Source organism: Sphaerisporangium fuscum, assembly GCF_018531465.1.
Taxonomy (GTDB): domain Bacteria; phylum Actinomycetota; class Actinomycetes; order Streptosporangiales; family Streptosporangiaceae; genus Sphaerisporangium; species Sphaerisporangium fuscum.
In genome coordinates this window covers 219533-237700 of the sequence record NZ_JAHDTF010000004.1, presented here as the reverse complement: position 1 = coordinate 237700, position 18168 = coordinate 219533, and the positions used below count along the sequence as shown (strand labels likewise).

13 protein-coding genes are annotated in these 18168 nt (G+C 72.4%); 3 read left to right on the top strand and 10 right to left on the bottom strand.

The window, feature by feature from the left end; translation table 11 throughout:
- Positions 1–26: 26 nt before the first annotated feature.
- Positions 27–2696, bottom strand: coding sequence for a putative bifunctional diguanylate cyclase/phosphodiesterase (locus KIK05_RS06070; RefSeq protein WP_214409555.1), 2670 nt, complete (start codon positions 2694–2696; stop codon positions 27–29).
- A 208-nt stretch (positions 2697–2904) separates the two neighbouring features.
- Complete coding sequence (locus KIK05_RS06065; protein ID WP_214409554.1) at positions 2905–3813, bottom strand: 2-hydroxyacid dehydrogenase; 909 nt, start codon at positions 3811–3813, stop codon at positions 2905–2907.
- A gap of 84 nt (positions 3814–3897) precedes the next feature.
- Here KIK05_RS06065 and KIK05_RS06060 point away from each other — a divergent pair, with 84 nt between their 5' ends.
- Positions 3898–5067: a PQQ-dependent sugar dehydrogenase gene (locus tag KIK05_RS06060; protein WP_214409553.1), complete on the top strand. Its 1170-nt coding sequence runs from the start codon at positions 3898–3900 to the stop codon at positions 5065–5067.
- A gap of 40 nt (positions 5068–5107) precedes the next feature.
- On the opposite strand, the gene KIK05_RS06055 is transcribed toward KIK05_RS06060, so the two are convergent.
- From KIK05_RS06055 to KIK05_RS06030, 6 genes are all read right to left on the bottom strand, one after another.
- Complete coding sequence (locus KIK05_RS06055) at positions 5108–7129, bottom strand: VanW family protein (RefSeq protein WP_214409552.1); 2022 nt, start codon at positions 7127–7129, stop codon at positions 5108–5110.
- A 460-nt stretch (positions 7130–7589) separates the two neighbouring features.
- Positions 7590–9134, bottom strand: coding sequence for an Asp-tRNA(Asn)/Glu-tRNA(Gln) amidotransferase subunit GatB (gene gatB / locus KIK05_RS06050; protein WP_284681224.1), 1545 nt, complete (start codon positions 9132–9134; stop codon positions 7590–7592).
- Positions 9095–10585: an Asp-tRNA(Asn)/Glu-tRNA(Gln) amidotransferase subunit GatA gene (gene gatA, locus KIK05_RS06045; protein ID WP_214409551.1), complete on the bottom strand. Its 1491-nt coding sequence runs from the start codon at positions 10583–10585 to the stop codon at positions 9095–9097. The genes gatB and gatA overlap by 40 nt, the downstream gene beginning before the upstream one ends.
- Complete coding sequence (gene gatC, locus KIK05_RS06040; protein WP_214409550.1) at positions 10582–10881, bottom strand: Asp-tRNA(Asn)/Glu-tRNA(Gln) amidotransferase subunit GatC; 300 nt, start codon at positions 10879–10881, stop codon at positions 10582–10584. The genes gatA and gatC overlap by 4 nt, the downstream gene beginning before the upstream one ends.
- A 226-nt stretch (positions 10882–11107) precedes the next feature.
- On the bottom strand, positions 11108–13174 hold the full coding sequence (locus KIK05_RS06035) for a putative bifunctional diguanylate cyclase/phosphodiesterase (protein WP_214409549.1): 2067 nt from the start codon (positions 13172–13174) through the stop codon (positions 11108–11110).
- 332 nt (positions 13175–13506) lie between these two features.
- Complete coding sequence (locus KIK05_RS06030) at positions 13507–14673, bottom strand: histidine kinase (RefSeq protein WP_214409548.1); 1167 nt, start codon at positions 14671–14673, stop codon at positions 13507–13509.
- A gap of 272 nt (positions 14674–14945) precedes the next feature.
- Here KIK05_RS06030 and KIK05_RS06025 point away from each other — a divergent pair, with 272 nt between their 5' ends.
- Entirely contained in the window at positions 14946–16064 is a 1119-nt protein-coding gene (locus KIK05_RS06025) for a hypothetical protein (protein WP_214409547.1), read from the top strand.
- Positions 16065–16102: 38 nt separating this feature from the next.
- On the top strand, positions 16103–16606 hold the full coding sequence (locus KIK05_RS06020) for a GNAT family N-acetyltransferase (RefSeq protein ID WP_214409546.1): 504 nt from the start codon (positions 16103–16105) through the stop codon (positions 16604–16606).
- Here KIK05_RS06020 and KIK05_RS06015 read toward each other — a convergent pair.
- Together KIK05_RS06015 and KIK05_RS06010 are read right to left on the bottom strand one after the other, a co-directional pair.
- Entirely contained in the window at positions 16590–17225 is a 636-nt protein-coding gene (locus KIK05_RS06015) for an NAD(P)-dependent oxidoreductase (RefSeq protein WP_214409545.1), read from the bottom strand. The two genes, KIK05_RS06020 and KIK05_RS06015, sit on opposite strands and share 17 nt — an antisense overlap.
- Positions 17226–17255: 30 nt before the next feature.
- Positions 17256–18158: an EamA family transporter gene (locus KIK05_RS06010; protein WP_214409544.1), complete on the bottom strand. Its 903-nt coding sequence runs from the start codon at positions 18156–18158 to the stop codon at positions 17256–17258.
- Between the last annotated feature and the right edge of the window lie 10 nt (positions 18159–18168).

The following is an 18168-nucleotide window of genomic DNA, read 5'->3' as shown; positions in this document are numbered from 1 at the left end:
CGGCGTCCCGGCCGCGGCGTTCCAGGTCAGGCGGTGTTCTGCAGCGGCGACAGGCTCGTGCGCATGAGGGAGTCGACGCCCCTGGCCGCCATCGGCCGCGCCACGAGGAATCCTTGGCCACGCGTGCAGCCCATCTCGCGAAGCAGCTCCAGCTGCTCGGGCCGCTCGATGCCCTCGGCGACGACGATCAGCCCGAGGTCGTGGCCGAGCCGCACGATGGTGCGCGTCAGCAGCGACAGCGTCTCGTCGCGCCCGAGGCCCGAGACGAACGATGGGTCGATCTTGATCATGTCGACGGGGAGCTGCCGGAGGAAGGCCAGGGAGGCGTACCCGGTGCCGAAGTCGTCGATGGCCAGCCGCACGCCGAGGGCGCGCAGCTCGGTGAGGCGCTTGACGACCTCCTCGGCGTCCTCGACGAGCATCTCCTCGATCACTTCGAGGGTGAGGGCGCTGGGGGGCAGGCCGCTCTCGTCGAGCGCCGACCGTACGGTCTCGACGAACCGGGGCGCGGTGATCTGCCGGGTGGACAGGTTGAGCGACAGCCCGATGTCCCAGGAGGAGGCCCGCCAGGCGGCCACCTCGCGGCACGCCTCACGCAGGATCCACTCGCTCAGCGGGACGATCAGCCCGGTGTCCTCGGCCGCGCCGAGGAACTGCTGCGGCGGGACGAACGTGCTCCCGCGCCACCACCGCACCAGGGCCTCCACGGCCGTCACGCGGGAGGTCGCGAGGTCGACCACCGGCTGGTACTCGACGGCGAACTGGCCGGCGAGCAGCGCCCGCTGGAGGTCGGCGGCGAGCTCCAGGCGTCGTACGACGTCGGCGTGCATGTGGGCGGCGAACACCTCGACCCGGCGCCCGCCGAGCTCCTTGGCGCGGGTCATGGCGACGTCGGCGTTGCGGATGAGGTCGCCCGCGGGCACGCCGTCCTCGGCGAAGGCGACCCCGACGCTGGCGGTGAGCGCGATGTCGCGGTCGGCGACGCGGAACGGCTCGGAGGAGACCGCCCGCACCAGCCGCTCGGCCAGGTCGATGGCCGACTGCGCGTCGGTCGTGCCCGAGCCGCCGGAACCGCCCGAACCGGACTCCAGGAGCACGGCGAACTCGTCGCCGCCCCACCGGGCCAGGGTGTCGTCGGAGCGCACCGCCGAACGCAGCCGCCGCGCGGCCTGGCTGAGGAGGTAGTCGCCACTGGCGTGGCCGACGGAGTCGTTGACGCCGGTGAACCCGTCGAGGTCGACGAAGACCACCACGGTGCGGCCCGACGCCTTGCGCGCCAGGACCTCGCGGGTGCGCTCCTCGAAGTAGGCGCGGTTGGGCAGGCCGGTGACGCCGTCATGGAAGGTCAGGTGGGCGACCTGGTTGCGCAGGGCCACCTGGTCGCTGACGTCGCGGGTGGAGATGAGGACGAGGTCCTCCCCCTCGTGGGGGTGGCGGGTGGCGACGGACTCGGCGGGCCGCCAGGTGCCGTCGGCGGCGCGTACGCGGCAGGAGACGCGGCACGCGCCCTGCCGTTCGGACGCCGCCTCGTCGTCGGCGGTCATCGTCCGCAGCGCGACCTGCACGCCCGGCGCGTCCTCCGAGTGGACGTAGTCGAAGATCGAGCGCCCCACCAGCTCGTCGGGACGGTAGCCGTACAGGGTCTCGACCCCGGCCCCCATCTCGCGGATCATGCCGTCGTGGTCGCAGACGAGGACGACGTCCCCGGCGTTCTCGGCCAGGTGCATGAGCCGGCGCTCGCCGGACTCGACCGTGCCGCGCATGCTCGTGGCCTCCAGGGACAGCACGAAGACCTTGGCGAGCAGCACGAGCACCACCGAACCGGCGACGATCGGCAGCACGGCCACCGGCGGTCCGGGCCTGCTCGTGAGCACCTTCACGGCGAGGACGACGGTGGCCACCGCCGCGAGCACGAGCGGCGCCCCCTCGACGATCAGCCAGGCGGCGGGACGGGCCGGGCGTGAGCGGTCGCCCGCCCACGGCACGGCCGCGAGCAGCAGGAACGCCACCGGGGCCACCATGCCCGCGACCACGGGCGGCGCGCCCCCGCCGGTCATGCGGGAGACCGCCGTGGCGAACTCCTCCACGGTGATCGCCGCCAGCGCGAGCAGCGCGGCCAGCCCGACCCGTCTGCCGGCGGAGCGCGCTGCCAGCACGGCGGGCGCCACGGCGCAGGTCGCGGCCAGGCACAGCACCGGGGACGCGAGCGTGATGGGCTCGTCGGCCTTGGCGTAGACGGGCGCCAGTAACGTGACCCAGCCGATCGTGAACAGCGACGCCGCGCCGACGTAGGCGTTGGTGACGTAGTGGAGCAGCGACCTGCCGTACGCGGGCCGGCGCGCGCTGCGTCCGGCGCCGATGGCGAGCAGCAGGGTGCCGACGAGCGACAGCACGTCGGCGAAGGTGAGCGCGAACGGCGTGCCGTCGGCCACCGGCCGTACCCCGACGCCCACCAGCCAGGTGATCGCGCCCGAGGCGAGCCAGCGCCACGAGGAGGACCGGCGCGGCGAGCGCGGCGTGATCCGCACGGAGGCGACCAGGAGCGAGACGGCCGCGACGAGGCCCGTCACCACCCCGGCCACCGCCGTGACGACGGTGGAGTGCCCGTCGACCAGCAGGGCAGCCGCAAGGGCCACCGCGCCGAGCCCGGCGGCGGCGGTCAACGGGACCCTTGGGTCACGAAGGCCGTTCAACATCGTCGCCCATGCGGCTCATCCCTGTCACATCGCCAGTGTCGCGCCCGCCCGGCGGCGCAGGAGGCGGCAACCGCTCAGTCGTCACCGATCTGATAACCGCGGATCGGTGGCGCGATTAGGACTCACCGTACGCATGCGAGGTCACGAGGCAGCCACGGTACGGGTTTGCTTTTCTATCGGTCGCAGTCAGGAAGCGATGTCAAGGCTGTCAGTAGGAGCCCGTGATCACGTTGTTCAGCGGTTCCCCGGACATGTATCTCAATATTTGAGACCGGACGAGTTTACGGGTGCGCCGCACGGAGGCGGGGGTGCTGCCGGCCACATGGGGGGTGATGAAGACCCCGGGAGCCGTCCACAAGGGGTGGCCCGGGGGAAGCGGCTCGGGGTCGGTCACATCGAGGGCGGCCCGCAGCCGTCCCTTCCGGAGCTCGGCCACCAGCGCGTCGGTGTCGACCACGGGGCCGCGGGCGGCGTTGACCAGCAGAGCGCCGTCCTTCATCCGCTCGAGGAAGCCGGCGTCCACCAGGCGGGCCGTGCCCGTGGTCGAGGGCACCAGCAGCACCACGACGTCGGCCTCCGGCAGCAGGCGGGGCAGTTCGTCCTCGCCGTGCACCCCCTCGCGGGCCGAGCGCGCCACCCGGACGACCTCCACCTCGAACCCCTCGAGGCGGCGCTCCAGCGCCTGGCCGATGGAGCCGTACCCCACGATCAGCACCGTCGAGTCGGCCAGCACGCCCGTGTGGTGGTAGGCCCACTCGCCGCGCTCCTGGGCCGCCGTGAAGGCGGGGAAGTCGCGCAGCACCGCGATCATGGCCCCCACCGCCCACTCGGCCGTCCCCGCTTCGTGCACCCCGCGCGCGTTGCACAGGACGGCCCCCTCGGGCAGGTGAGGGAGGTAGGGGTCCACGCCGGCCGTCACGGTCTGCAGGAGGCGGAGCCCGGACATGCGCTTGAGCAGCTCGGGGGTCGGACGCGGGGGGATCAGCGGAGGGATCCACACCTCGACCTCCTCGGCGCCCTCCGGCGGCAGCGGGCCGCCGTCGTAGAGCACGCACTCCACGTCGGGAAGGTCGGTCAAGACTTCGGCGATGGCCTGCGACGGAGCCCAAATCTTCATGACCGTTAACCCTAACCAGGCCCTCCCGAGGCCGTGAACCTCGCCTCCGGGGCAGGAGTATGGAGTCACGGAGGAGGTTTCATCATGGCGAAGCAATCGTCGCGCCCACGTACCGCCGCCGGACGGGCACTGGCGACGGCGGTGACGGTCGCGCTGCTCGGCGGGTGCACGGCCGGGACGGCCGCCCGCACGGACGGGACGACCGGTCGTACCGGCCTATCGGACGCGGGGAAGGACGGCGGCACGGCGGCGCCGTCCCGGCTCACCGACGACCCCGCGCGCCCCGCGCCCGGCACCCCGCGGACGCTGGTCGAAGGCCTGGCCGTACCGTGGGGCATGGCCTTCCTGCCCGGCGGCGACGCGCTGGTGACCGAACGCGACTCGGCGCGCCTGCTACGCGTCACCCCCGCCGGCAAGGCGAGCGAGGTGGGGGTCGTCCAGGGCGCGTCCCCGAGCGGGGAGGGCGGCCTGCTCGGCGTCGCCGTCTCCCCCAGGTTCGGCCGGGATCACCATGTCTTCGTGTACTTCACCTCGGCCTCCGACAACCGCATTGTGCGCTACCGCTACGACGGCGGCCTGACGGACCCGGTGACCATCGTCAGCGGCATCCCGAAGGGGAACATCCACAACGGGGGCCGCCTGGCGTTCGGCCCCGACGGCCACCTCTACGCCTCCACCGGCGAGACCGGCGAGCGGTCGCTCGCACAGGACAAGAACTCCCTGGCCGGCAAGATCCTGCGCATGACCCAGGACGGGAAACCCGCGCCGGGCAACCCGTTCGGCACACTGGTGTGGACCTACGGCCACCGCAACGTCCAGGGCATGGCCTGGGACCCGCAGGGGCGCATGTACGCCTCGGAGTTCGGCCAGGACACCTGGGACGAGGTCAACCGCATCCAGAAGGGCCACAACTACGGCTGGCCCGAGGTCGAGGGCTTCGGCGGCGACGGCCGCTACACCGACCCGCTGCTCACCTGGCGTACCTCCGAGGCCTCCCCCTCCGGCATGGCCTACGCCGACGGTTCGCTGTGGGTCGCGGCGCTGCGCGGCCGGCGCCTCTGGCAGGTCCCGCTGACCGGCGACGGCCGCGTGGGCAAGCCCGTCCCGTGGTTCGAGGACCGGTACGGCCGGCTGCGCGCGGTGGCGACGTCCCCGAAGGGAGGGTTGTACCTCGGGACGAGCAACAAGGACGGCCGCGGCGACCCCAAGCCGGGCGACGACCACATCCTGCTCGTCCCACTCGGCACCCATTAGCCGAACCCTCCGGGGTGGCTCCGGCGCCGCCGTAGGTCGCTCAGCCCGGGTTCGTGGCGGCGGTGGGCTCCGCCTGGATCTCCCAGCCGTCGTCGGAGAGCCTGAACGCCGTCCTGTCCACGCCGCCGTCCGCCGAGGACGTCGCCTCGGAGGAGGCCGAGTGCCTCTGCTCGCACACGACCTTCGGCTGGGGGTCGTACACGGTGGTGCGGGGCTTGTCCCGCATGAACTCCTTGCCGTCCTTGTAGAACACCCGGACGACGGTGACGGTGAACCCCGGCCCGCCCTCCATCGGGATGCAGCCCGGGGTGTCGTCGTAGATGGTCTCCGGCTGGGTCACGGCGGTCCGGTCGGAGGTCTCCGCCTCGATCCGGTCGTACTTCTTGGTGCTCCACAGGGCCACCGTCACCGAGGTGTCGGAGACGGACGTGTCGATCAGTACCCCGTTGTCGGTGTCGTTGCGCCACTGCAGGTCCGGGTCGGGGTAGGCCACGGTGGCGTCCCTTCCGGCGGGGAAGCGCGAGATGTAGAAGGCGTGCGGGCTGCGGTCGATCTCTTGGAGGCCGGCGAGGAAGACCGCGTTGTACATGGTGCCGGCGAGCTGGGAGATGCCGCCGCCCGTCGCGACGACCAGCCGGTCGCCCTCGACGGACTGCGCGGGAACGAAGCCCCGCTCGGGGTCCGGGTCACCGACGACGGCGTTCAGCGAGAAGGTCTCCCCCGGCTTCACCAGCATGCCGTCCACCAGCTCGGCGGCCTTGCGGATGTTGGTCACCCTGGGGGCGCAGCAGGGGAAGTAGGTGGTGAACTCGGCGACCTTCTCATGCACGCCGAGCTTCAGGGCGCCCTCGTCGGTCAGCTGGGGCCGGGTGATGGCGAGGGACACCGGGATCGTACGGCTGCCGCCCTGGGTGACGACCTTGACCACCGCTCCCGCCAGCGCGGCGGCGTCGATCCCCTTGCCGACATGGGCGTGTACGAGCTTGGGCTTGCCGTTCTCGATCGTGAAGCCCGCCTCACGCGGTGCCGCGGCGACGCCGACGAGCCTGGTCTCCAGGCCGGCGACCGCCTTGGCGGCGTCGAACCTCGGCCCGACGGTCCCGTGATCGTCGGCCTCGAAGGTGAGGTGGGCCGCGATGACCTTGGTGGACAGGTGGGCGCTCCGGCCGCCGTTCACCAGGGTGATCGGGGAGGAGACCGCCCGTCGCGCCGTCTCCATGGCGTCGGTGAAGGCCCGCTCCTTCGCCTTGGGGTGGTCGGGTGTGACGATCAGGCTGACCGAGGCCGGGATGTTGGCGAAGGCGCGCTTGATCGCCTCGCCGGTCGCCGGCCGGTCGAGGACCATCCCCTCCTTGGGCGGGATCACCTTCGGGACGGTGCCTTCGTAAAGGATCTTCCCCTCGGCGGCGGGCCGGTCGACCTGCTTGGCGATCTCGCGGATGCGGCGGGCGAACTTGTCGGAGTTCAGGGAGAGCCGGAGCGGCAGATGACGGTCTCCGGTCATGGCCTGCCAGACCGCTGCGGGGCTCGGGTAGCCGGTCTGCGCCTCGGCGACGGTGGCCTGGGCGTCGATCGTCAGGCCGGCGTCGCGCGGGTCCAGCGTGTCGATGCGCCGGCCGTTCAGGAACAGCCCGATCACCTGCTGGTCGTTGCCGTCGAAACGCTGACGGAGGCGGTCGATGGCCTGGGTCTCGCTCAGGCCGCCGATGTTCACCGAGCCGACGCGGGTGCCCGGCAGCACCTTGCCCCACATGTACGTCGCGGGGACCCCGTAGGCGAGCAGGAAGAGCAGGCAGAACCCGCCGGCCACCAGCAGCAGCGTGCGAAGCCGTGTGTTGGGGGCGGCCGGTTCGGGATCGGCCGTGATGACGACCGTCGCCTCGGCCTTGGCGCGCTCGGCCCCCCGGCGGGCGCGCCGGCTCTCGGCGATGGGCCACGGCTCGGCGGGCGGCGCCGGAGGCGGGAGGCTGGTCGGCTTGCCGGAGTTCGCGGATCTGCGAGGGCTCGGCCGAGCCGGGCGCGGTGGCGGAGCGAATATTTCGGGGGATACGCCAGGCGGCAAGGGTGAAACGCCGCGAGGAAGCTTTTTACGGCCGGTTCCGGGCGCACCCTGTCTGCTGGTATCCACTCCCGGGATGGTGCGGTCGGTGGAATCCTCGCCCTCGGCGGGCACGGCATCGGAAGACTCCGGACGCACCGCCGCGAACGGGTCGGGCGGCGGGTCGATGGACGGTCCGGCGTTGCGCACGCCCTCGTCTCCTCCCGCTCCGTACCGATTTCCCCCACATCACCCTAAACCACAGCCCCTCCGAAATTCTTCTACATCGGTGGACGAATTCCACCCCACGTATGACGACTTAACATTGAAACCCGTACTAAGTACCAAAGAAATCGTGCATAAGGAGCAAAACGGGCCGCACTGAGCCCATTGACCGCCCCGCCCGGGTGGACGTCGCCCAAGAAGACCCGCCCGCCTCCTGGAGACCGAGCGGATCTCCGGGAGGCGGGCGGGACGGGACGACCTACTCGGCGACGCCGAGCTTCTCGAGGATCAGTTCGCGGGCACGAGCGGCGTCGGCCTTGCCGCGGCTGGCCTTCATCACGCCGCCGACCAGGGCGCCGACGGCGGCGATCTTGCCGGAGCGGACCTTGTCGGCCGCGTCGGCGTTCGCCTCGAGCACCTGGTCGATGATCGACGCCAGCTCGCCCTCGTCGCTGACGATCTGGAGGCCCCGGGCCGCGACGACCTCGTCGGGGGAGCCCTCCCCCGCCAGCACGCCTTCGAGCACCTGGCGTGCCAGCTTGTCGTTCAGCGCACCGGACGCGACCAGCTCGACCACCCGGGCGATCTGCGCGGGCGTGATCGGAAGGTCGGCGAGGGCCACACCGGACTCGTTGGCGCGCCGCGCCAGCTCGCCCATCCACCACTTGCGGGCGTCGGCGGCGGGCACGCCCGCGGCGACCGTCGCCTCGACCAGCTCGAAGGCGTCGGCGTTGCGCATCGCCGCCATGTCGAGGTCGGACACGCCCCACTCGGCCTGCAGCCGCCTGCGGCGGGCGGTGGGCAGCTCGGGAAGCTCCGACCGCAGCTCCTCGATCCACTCCGGGCTCGGGGCGATCGGCAGAAGGTCGGGCTCGGGGAAGTAGCGGTAGTCCTGCGCCTCCTCCTTGGACCGGCCCGAGGTGGTGGCGCCGGTGTCCTCGTGGAAGTGGCGGGTCTCCTGCACGATCTTGCCGCCGTCGGCGAGGATCGCCGCCTGCCGCTCGATCTCGCCCCGCACCGCGCGCTCGACGCTGCGCAGCGAGTTGACGTTCTTGGTCTCGGTGCGGGTGCCCCACTCGTCCGACCCGCGCGGCATCAGCGAGACGTTGACGTCGCAGCGCAGCGAGCCCTGCTCCATGCGGACGTCGGACACCCCGAGGGTGCGCATGAGCTCGCGCAGCTCGGTGACGTACGCCCTCGCGACCTCGGGCGCGAGCCGGTCGGTGCCCGTGATGGGCTTGGTGACGATCTCGACCAGCGGGATCCCGGCGCGGTTGTAGTCGACGATGGAGTAGTCGGCGCCGTGGATGCGGCCGGTCGCGCCGCCCACGTGGGTCGACTTGCCGGTGTCCTCCTCCAGGTGCACCCGCTCGATCTCGACGCGCACCGTGGCGCCGCCCACCTCGACGTCGAGGTAGCCGTTGGTGCACAGCGGCTCGTCGTACTGGCTGATCTGGTAGTTCTTCGGCATGTCCGGATAGAAGTAGTTCTTCCGGGCGAACCTGCACCACTCGGCGATCGTGCAGTTCAGAGCGAGACCGATGCGGATCGTCGACTCGATCGCCTTGTCGTTGGCCACCGGCAGCGCGCCGGGCAGGGCCAGGCAGACCGGGCAGACGTGGGTGTTCGGCGGGGCGCCGAAGGCGGTGGGGCATCCGCAGAACATCTTGGACGTCGTGCCGAGCTCGACGTGGGTCTCCAGGCCGAGCACCGGCTCGAAGCGCTCCAGCGCCTCGTCGTACGGCATCACATCGTGCGTGGTGGTCACAGGGACGGAGCCTCCTTCAGCAGCGGGCCGCCCCAGCGGTCCTCAAAGGCCTTCTCGACGGCGGCGCCGACCCGGTAGCAGCGGTCGTCTCCGAGCACCGGGGCCATGATCTGCAGGCCGACCGGCAGGCCGTCCTCGTCGGCGAGGCCGCACGGCACGGAGATCGCGGCGTTGCCCGCCAGGTTGGCCGGGATGGTGCACAGGTCGGCGAGGTACATCGCCATCGGGTCGTCGGCGCGCTCGCCGATCGGGAACGCCGTGGTCGGCGTGGTGGGCGAGATCAGGACGTCGACCTGGTGGAAGGCCGCCTCGAAGTCGCGCGCGATCAGCGTGCGGACCTTCTGCGCCGAGCCGTAGTAGGCGTCGTAGTAGCCGCTGGACAGGGCGTAGGTGCCCAGCATGATGCGCCGCTTGACCTCCGGTCCGAAGCCGGCGGCCCGGGTCAGCGCCATGACCTCCTCGGCGCTGCGGGTGCCGTCGTCGCCGGCGCGCAGGCCGTACCGCATGCCGTCGAACCTGGCGAGGTTGGACGAGCACTCCGACGGCGCGATCAGGTAGTACGCCGGGAGGGCGTAGGTGAAGTTCGGGCAGGAGATCTCGACCACCTTGGCGCCGAGGGACTCCAGCAGCTCGACGGCCTCACGGAAGCGGGCCAGCACACCCGGCTGGTACCCCTCGCCACCGAACTCCTTGACCACGCCGACCCGCAGCCCGGCCACGTCACCGTGCCTGGCGGCCTCGACGACCGGCGGCACCTCCTCGTGGATCGAAGTGGAGTCCATGCTGTCGTGCCCGGAGAAGGCCTCGTGCAGCAGCGCGGCGTCGAGCACGTTACGGGCGAACGGGCCCGGCGTGTCGAGCGAGGAGGCGAAGGCGATCAGGCCGTACCGGGACGAGCCACCGTAGGTGGGCTTCATGCCGACGATGCCGGTGACGGCGGCGGGCTGGCGGATCGAGCCGCCCGTGTCGGTGCCGGTGGACAGCGGGGCCTGGTAGGACGCCACGGCCGCGCTCGAACCGCCGGAGGAACCTCCGGGGATGCGGTCGAGATCCCACGGGTTGCGCGTCGGGCCGTAGGCGGAGTTCTCGGTGGAGGATCCCATCGCGAACTCGTCGAGGTTCGTCTTGCCGAGGATCACCAGGCCGGCCTCGCGCAGGCGCGCGGTCACGGTCGCGTCGTACGGCGGGAGGTACCCCTCGAGGATCTTGGATCCGGCCGTGGTCGGCATGTCCTTGGTGGTGAAGACGTCCTTGTGGGCGATCGGCACGCCCGCGAGCGGGCCGAGCTTCTCGCCGGCGGCGCGCCGGGCGTCGACCGAGCGCGCCTGCTCCAGGGCCGACTCGGCGGCCACGTGCAGGAAGGCGTTGACCTGCGGGTCGACCTCGGCGATGCGGTCGAGGTGGGCCTGGGTGACCTCGACGGCCGAGACCTCGCCGGAGGCGATCAGGGCGCCGAGCTCCGCAGCGGTCTTGCGGGTGAGACTCATGCCTCCTCCCCGAGGATGCGCGGGACGCGGAACCGGTCGTCCTCGACTGCCGGGGCGGCCGCCAGCGCGTCGTGCGGAGCGAGGCCGGGCCGCGGCTCGTCGGGACGGTAGACGTTCGTGAGCGGCAGGGCGTGCGAGGACGGCGGGATGTCGTCGGTGGCGACCTCGGCGACGCGCGCGACCGCGGCGATGATGTCGTCGAGCTGCGCGGCGTAGTGGTCGAGCTCGTCTTCGGCCAGCGCCAGCCGGGACAGCCGGGCGAGGTGAGCGACCTCGTCGCGGGTTATGGCGGACATGAGTCGTTAACCCGTTTCATGGATGGCAATTGGACATTGTCATCCTAGGGCGCGTGACCGAACGTGGCCGAACCATTAACCATCGTTCTCCAAGGCCATGACCGCTCATGGCCCCGCCGCGGGGTCACGCCGGGGTTTCCGGATCCGCACCCGGCCGCCGCCGGCGCGGTGAGGCGGTGGTGCCGGCCGTCGATCCATCGCACGGCCGGCTCCGGTCATCCGGCGTTCACAGCGTGGTCACCTCGGCCGACGGGCACCTGCCGAACGACGCCTCGTTCAGGCGTTCCCGCAGCCACACCGTCGCCTCGGCGGCGGGCATGGGCTCGGCGAAGCGCCATCCCTGGCCCGCGTCGCAGCCCATCTCCCGCAGGCGCTGGGCGACCTCCTCGGTCTCCACGCCCTCGGCCACCGAGCGCAGGCCGAGCGAGCGCACCAGGTCGACGATCGAGCGGACGATGCGCTCGTCGTCCACCGACTTCCCGAGCCGCTGGACGAACGAGCCGTCGATCTTGACCTCGCGCACCTGGAGCCGCTGGAGGCGGACCAGCGAGGAGTAGCCGGTGCCGAAGTCGTCCAGCGCGAGGGGGATGCCGAGCTCGACCAGCGCGTGCACCGAGTCGGCGGTGTACGCCTGGTCGGTCATCAGGATCCGCTCGGTGACCTCCAGCTGGATCGCCCCCGGCGGCAGCCTGAGGCGGTCGAGCCCCGCCTCCAGCAGGTCGGGCAGTGCCGAGTCGAGCAGGTCGCGGGCCGAGACGTTGATCGAGACCGGCACCTCGATCCCCGAATGCCACCACAGGGCCGCCTGCTCCAGCGCGGCGTCGATCACGTGCTGGGTGATCTGCCGCATCAGGTACGACTGCTCGGCCAGGGGGATGAAATCGTCCGGCGAGACCGGGCCCCGGTCGGGGTGCCACCAGCGCAGCAGCGCCTCCACGCCCTCCACCGCGCCCGTGGCCAGCTCGACCTTGGGCTGGTAGTGCAGCTGGAGATCGTCCCCGCCGATCGCCCTGCGCAGGTCGCCGAGCAGGTTCAGCCGCTCGGGAGAGTTGCGGTCCTTCTCGGCGATGTAGACCTCGACCCCGGTGCGGCCCTCCTTGGCGAAGTACATGGCCACGTCCGAACGCTGGAGGAGCAGTTCGAAGTCCGGCGCGTGGTCGGGGTACAGCGCGATCCCGACCGAGGCGTCGACGTCGAAGGTCATGCCCTCCAGCCGTACGGGCTCGGTGAGCGCCACCCGCAGGCGGGCGGCCACCTCGCGGGCGGCGGCGGCGTCCCGGACGGTCGGCAGCAGCACGGCGAACTCGTCGCCGCCGAGCCGCGCCACCACGTCCCCCGGCCGCACGCTGTGCGTCAGGCGGTGGGCGACGATCTGCAGCAGCCGGTCGCCGACCGGATGCCCGAGGGTGTCGTTGACCTCCTTGAACCGGTCGAGGTCGAGCAGGAGCAGGCCGACCCGCTCGTCGTCGCGGGCCTCGGCGAGCGCCTCCTCGGTGCGGAGGATCAGCAGCTTGCGGTTCGGCAGGGACGTCAGCCCGTCGTGCATGGCCTGGTGGTCGCGGCGCATCGACAGCGAGGCCGTGAAGTACATCGCCGCGAGCGGGGCCACGAACAGCGGGACCAGGGCCGGTGACCGGCTCATCACGACGACGACCAGCGGGGCGAGGCCGAGCAGGGCGGTGTACACCAGGCTCTGGTGGCCGATCGTGGCCCGCAGCACCCGCAGCAGCGACCGCCGTTCGTGCAGGGCCACCGCCGCGCACACCAGCACGCCGCGCATCAGGAAGTACGCCACGGCGGCGAGCGCGACGACCGCGATGTCGCCGCCCTCCGGCACCCAGGGCTGGTCCGGATGGGGATGGTGCCCGAAGGCGCCGAGCACGACCGCCGACGCCGTCGAGGCCAGGGTCACCTGGGCGACGTTGAACAGCGTGCGGTGCCAGGAACGGCGGCGGAACAGGCCGCTGACGACCAGCGCGAGAGTGTGGATCAGCACGGCGACGGACAGCCCGTGGTACAGCAGCACGGCGAAGGTGAACAGCGCCGAGGTGGCCGTCCCGCTGGCCAGCCGGGAGGTGGAGACCACGATCGGCCGCAGCTCGCCCAGCACGACGAGCGCCGTGAGCACCCAGAACAGCGGCGTGCGCGCCAGGGTCGCCAGTTCGTGGAGACCGAGCTGGAATTCCGCGGCCAGCAGCGCCGCGAACCCGGAGACGACGACCCCGGTCAGGTAGGTCCACAGCGGGGAGAACCGCCGCGGCGCCTTGTCGCGCGTGTCGGATGGGTCCGTCATAGGCAAGTAAACCCCCAAGAGGTCACTATGGGAGGGTACGACCTCTGGGCCACTTCGCGAAACCGATTGGGCACGTTCCGTCACCGATTATTTCCGGGCCCCCGCTTTTCCTGTTCGCGACGAGGACAGATCATGGATGACGGAAACCACGACAAAATGTTCTTCTAGTGAGATCTCCGGACGCTTCGCCCCTCGTCGCCCGACCCCTCACGCCCCGGCCCGGAACCCCCGCCCAAGCTCCCCCGCCTCCGGAACCACCACCGAAACCGCCGGCCCGCCCTTGTCACGAACCGTGACCGAAATCGGTCGAAACCCGCGGGGCGGGTCACCCGTCACCTGGGCCAGGGAAGGTGGGCCGACACCTGCCAGCCGCCCTCCTCGGTAGGGCCGTACTCCAGGGCCCCGCCCACGAGGGAGACGCGCTCCTCCAAGCCCGCCAGCCCCCGTCCCGCCCCCGGAGGCGGCCCACCCGGAGCGGATGTCACGGCCCTCGGTCCAGGCCCGTTGCGGACCTCGGCCGTCAGGCCCTCACCGGCCGCGCCCGACACCCGTGCCCGCACCTCGGCCCCCGGCGCGTGCTTGCGGGCGTTGGTGAGGGCCTCCTGCACGACACGGTAGGCGGTACGGCCGGCGCTCTCGGGGAGGTCGCCGGCCACCTCCACCCGCAGATCCACCCTCATCCCGGCACGCTCGGACTCCTCGGCCAGCCGCCCGAGCCCGGCCAGGGTCGGCTGGGGCATCTCTCCCACGGGCGCGCGCAGGACGCCGACCACCTCCCGCAGGTCCTGCAGCGCCAGGTGCGCGCTCTCCCTGATCACCTTCGCGGCGCGCGCGATGTCCTCCGCGGTGGCGCCCGGATTGAACTCCAGGGCTCCGGCGTGGACGCTCAGCAGCGACAACCTGTGGCCGAGCACGTCGTGCATGTCCCGGGCGAGTGCCTCCCGGGCGAGGAGCTGGGCCTGCTCGGCGCGGAGCAGCGCCTCGGTCTCGGCCCTGGCGGCGCGGTCGCGCAGCGACAGTACGAGCTGCCGCCGGTGGCGGATGAACAGCCCCCAGCCGACGACGGCACCCTGGAGGGAGAAGGCCAGCAGCGCCACGACGGACCCGGGCAGGTCGGGCTCCGGGCGCGCCAGGACGTACACGACCGCGGTGACCAGGCTCAGCAGGAAGACGGTCGCGCTCGTGCGCGGAGGGCGGTGCACGGCGACCGTGAACAACGCCACCAGCATCGGACCGGCGACCAGCTCGAAGAACGCCGACAAGGCGACCATCGTCACGGCCAGCTCGACCGGCCGGCGGCGCCGCCACCACAGCGCCGCGCACCCCAGGGCGCCGATGACCTGGTCGAGGTCGAACAGCCATCTCGGCACAGTCATGGTGTCCAGGCGCATCCTGGCCAGCACGAGTCCGAAGCCCGCCGCGAAGAGGATCAGGACGGTGTCCACGAGCCGGTCGCGGAGGGGCCGTGGACGCTCGGCCACGGTCGCGGAACCGTTCATCGCGCCTCGACAGTCACGCCCGGAACCTTCCACGCACGAAGATCACGAATAGGTGGTCCAGGCCCACCTCGACGGTCACGACCGGAGCCCTCCCTCGTCCGAGGGTACGGCCCGCCCCGCGCGGGCGCCCGTCGCCCGAACGGCGGCCGATACCAAAGACGCGGCGCGGGCTACTTTGGTCGCGGCCGGCCCGCCGAGGCGGAGACCTCGGCCGGGGCGGCCCATGCCGTCGGCCGATCCGCAGGACGATCCTGGCGTCCTAGCTTCGGCTCATGAGCGAAGGTCACCACTCCGCCACCGACGAGACTCTCCCTCCCGGCATCGGCGCCCCGCCGGGGACGCCGACCGGTGAACGGCCCGGAAGGCCAGGTCACGCGGCATCCGGGAAGCCCGCGCCCGCCGGGACCCTGCGCCGCCTCGCGCCCGTCGCAGGGCTGTTCTTCCTCGCCCCGCTGGTCGGGGAGTTCCTGCTGGGGAACGTCCCGATCACGTTGCTCCCGGCGCTGCCGTTCTTCGCGCTGCTGTACGGCGGCGGGGCGCTCCTCATCCGCGAGGCGGCCCGCCGCGCCGGCCGCGGGTGGCCGACGATGGTGCCGCTCGCGGCGGCGTACGCGCTGTTCGAGGAGGGGCCGGTCGACCAACTGCTGTGGAACGACTCCTACGCCGGTCACGACTACCTGCACGGGGTCTCGTACGTGCCGGCGCTGGGCACCAGCGTCGAGGTCGTCCAGACGGTCCTCGCGCTGCACGTGGTGTGGAGCATGTGCGTCCCGATCGCGATCGTGGAGACGTTCGTCCCCCGCCGGCGGACCACCCCCTGGCTGGGGCGGCTGGGACTGACGGTGACCGCGGCCGTGTTCGCGTCCGGCGCGGTCGTGGTGTTCCTCGGCAACTACGCCGAGGCGCACTTCGTCGCCCCTCCCGCCCAGGAGATCGAAGCCGCCGTCGTCATCCTCGGCCTGGTGGTGCTCGCGTTCCGCCTCCCCTCGCGGCCGGTCCCCGAGGCGGGCGCCCCCGCACCGTCCCCGGCCCTCGTCGGCGCGGCGGCGCTCCTGGTGACCAGCGCCTGGTGGGGGCCCGCGGTGCTGGTTACGGCCGACTGGTACGACTGGGCCGGGATCGCGCTGTGGTTCCTCCTGGTCGTGGCCGGCGTGCTGATCGTCCACCGCTGGTCGCGCCGCCGCGGCTGGGGAGCGCGGCACCGCTTCGCGCTGGCGGCCGGCGCCGCCCTGACGTACGTGTGGGCGGCCTTCCCGAACCGCCCGGAGGCGGACGGCGTCCCGCCGTCGCTCGACCTGACCGGCAACGTCGTGCTCGGCGCGGCGGCGGTCGTCGTCCTGATCCTGGCCTGGCGCGTGGCCGCCAGAAGCGACGCGGCCGAGGGGAAATGATTGGCGCCCGGCATTCGGGCCCGTGTAGCTTCGCCCGCGTGTCCCCTGCTCTGCGCACCGCCCGCCTGCTGCTCAAGCCCTACGTCCCCCAGGACGAGGACGCCTTCGTCCGGCTCTTCGGCGACGAGGCGGTGACCCGGTGGATGGGGATGCCGGACGTTGACGCCCGGACGCTCTTCCGGCGCGCCTTCCTTCCGGGCAACACCGTCACCTGGGACATCTGGGCGGTGTGGGAGGGCGAGACGTACGTCGGCCACGCCGAGATCAAGCCGAGTCCCAACGCGCAGGTCGACGGGCACGAGATCGTCTACGCGCTCGTGCCGGAGGCCTGGGGGCGGGGCCTCGGCGGCGAGGTCGCCGAGGCGGTCACGGCGCACGGCCTGGAGACGCTGGGGCTCGACGCCGTGCACGCGACCGTCGATCCGGACAACTCGGCGTCCCTGGCGCTGCTCCGGCGGCTCGGGTACGAGGACGTCCGTGACCTCGTGGACGACGAGACGGGCGAGGTCAGCCGCATGCTGACGGTCAGTAGCCGACGGTGAACCTGGTGCGGTGGTGCCGGGGGCGTTCCGCCTCGTCCAGCAGGGCCACGGCGAAGTCCTCCATGGAGATCCTCGACTCGCCGTCGGCGCCCACCAGCAGGTCGTCCCCGCCGACGCGGTAGGCGCCGGTGCGCTCCCCCGGTTCGAGCAGGGCGGGCGGGCTCAGGTAGGCCCAGTCGACCCCGTCCTCGGCGGCCCGGCAGGCCTCCAGCTGTCCGGTGCAGGCCAGTGCGATGGGCCGCCAGTCCGCGGGGAAGTCCGGCGTGTCGACCACCGTGCCGCCGCCGGGGACGGTGAGGGTGGCCGCGCCGCCGACGACCAGCAGCCGTACGCCGGTCCGCGCCACCCCCGCGAGCAGGGTCTTGGTGGCGGTGACGAGCTCGTCCTCGTGTCCGGGTACCGGACGGGTGGCGGTGATGACGACGTCCTGGCCGGCGCTCAGCTCGGCCACGTGCTCGAGGTCCGCCGCGTCACCGGCGCGGAGGTGGGCGCCCGGGGGCACCTCGCCGAAGCGGGCCGGATCGCGGACCACGGCGGTGACCTCGTGGCCCCGGGACAGTGCCTCGGCGACCACGCGGCGTCCCACGTTCCCCGCCGCTCCGAAGACGGTGATGCGCATCGCTCTCAGGTTCCTTCCGGTCGGTCGCCGTCACGCGGTGGTGTGCGGGACGGCTGCGGGCTTCTCGGCCGCCTGGCGGCGGGTGTTCTGGGTCTGTGCCGCGACGAGGGCGGCCAGGACGACCACCGCTCCGGCGATCTGCGCCACCGTGAGCTCCTGGCCGAGGACGAGCCAGCCGAGCGTGGTGGCGACCACGGGGCTGAGCAGGCCGAGGAAGGTGACATGGGTGGGTGACAGGGCGCGGATCCCCCGGAACCACAGGGCGTAGGCGAGGGCGGCGCCGATGAGCGTGAGGTAGCCGTAGCCGGCCAGGTTGGCCGCGGTCAGCGTGGCGGGGGGCGGCCCTTCCACCAGGAAGGCGACCGGGAGCAGCAGCAGGCCGCCCGCCACGAGCTGCCATCCGGTGGTCGCGAGCAGCGGCGCGGGCGAGGTCCACCGCTTGCTGAGGACCACTCCGGCGGCCATGACGGCCGCCCCGCCGAGGGCGGCGGCGACGCCCAGGGCGTCCAGGCGCGCGCCGGCCCGCAGGACGAGCAGGCTCACGCCCGCCACCCCGGCGACGCCGGCGATCAGCGAGCGGGCGGTGAGCCGCTCGCCGAGCAGGCCCGAGGCGAGGACGGCGACCAGGAGGGGCTGCACGGCCCCGACGGTCGCGGCGACCCCGCCGGGCAGGCGGTAGGCGGCGACGAAGAGCAGGGCGAAGAACGCGCCGATGTTCAGCGCGCCCAGGACGAGCGCCCGCCACCACCAGTCGCCGTGCGGCAGCCGCCGGGTGAGGAGGACGAGCAGGACACCGGCGGGCAGGGCCCGCACCACCGCCGCCAGCAACGGCCGCCCCGGCGGCAGCAGCTCGGTGGTGACGAGGTAGGTGGTCCCCCAGACGGCGGGGGCCAGCGCGGTCACGAGGAGCGTCCCGAATCGATTGCTTAGCACTAAGACAAAG

What these genes read in the sequence shown, in the direction of transcription:
- KIK05_RS06070 (WP_214409555.1), bottom strand. Translation starts at nt 2,696, where the DNA reads ATGTTGAACGGCCTTCGTGACCCAAGGGTCCCGTTGACCGCCGCCGCC.
- KIK05_RS06065 (WP_214409554.1), bottom strand. Translation starts at nt 3,813, where the DNA reads ATGAAGATTTGGGCTCCGTCGCAGGCCATCGCCGAAGTCTTGACCGAC.
- KIK05_RS06060 (WP_214409553.1), top strand. Translation starts at nt 3,898, where the DNA reads ATGGCGAAGCAATCGTCGCGCCCACGTACCGCCGCCGGACGGGCACTG.
- gatA (WP_214409551.1), bottom strand. Translation starts at nt 10,585, where the DNA reads ATGAGTCTCACCCGCAAGACCGCTGCGGAGCTCGGCGCCCTGATCGCC.
- gatC (WP_214409550.1), bottom strand. Translation starts at nt 10,881, where the DNA reads ATGTCCGCCATAACCCGCGACGAGGTCGCTCACCTCGCCCGGCTGTCC.
- KIK05_RS06035 (WP_214409549.1), bottom strand. Translation starts at nt 13,174, where the DNA reads ATGACGGACCCATCCGACACGCGCGACAAGGCGCCGCGGCGGTTCTCC.
- KIK05_RS06030 (WP_214409548.1), bottom strand. Translation starts at nt 14,673, where the DNA reads ATGAACGGTTCCGCGACCGTGGCCGAGCGTCCACGGCCCCTCCGCGAC.
- KIK05_RS06025 (WP_214409547.1), top strand. Translation starts at nt 14,946, where the DNA reads ATGAGCGAAGGTCACCACTCCGCCACCGACGAGACTCTCCCTCCCGGC.
- KIK05_RS06015 (WP_214409545.1), bottom strand. Translation starts at nt 17,225, where the DNA reads ATGCGCATCACCGTCTTCGGAGCGGCGGGGAACGTGGGACGCCGCGTG.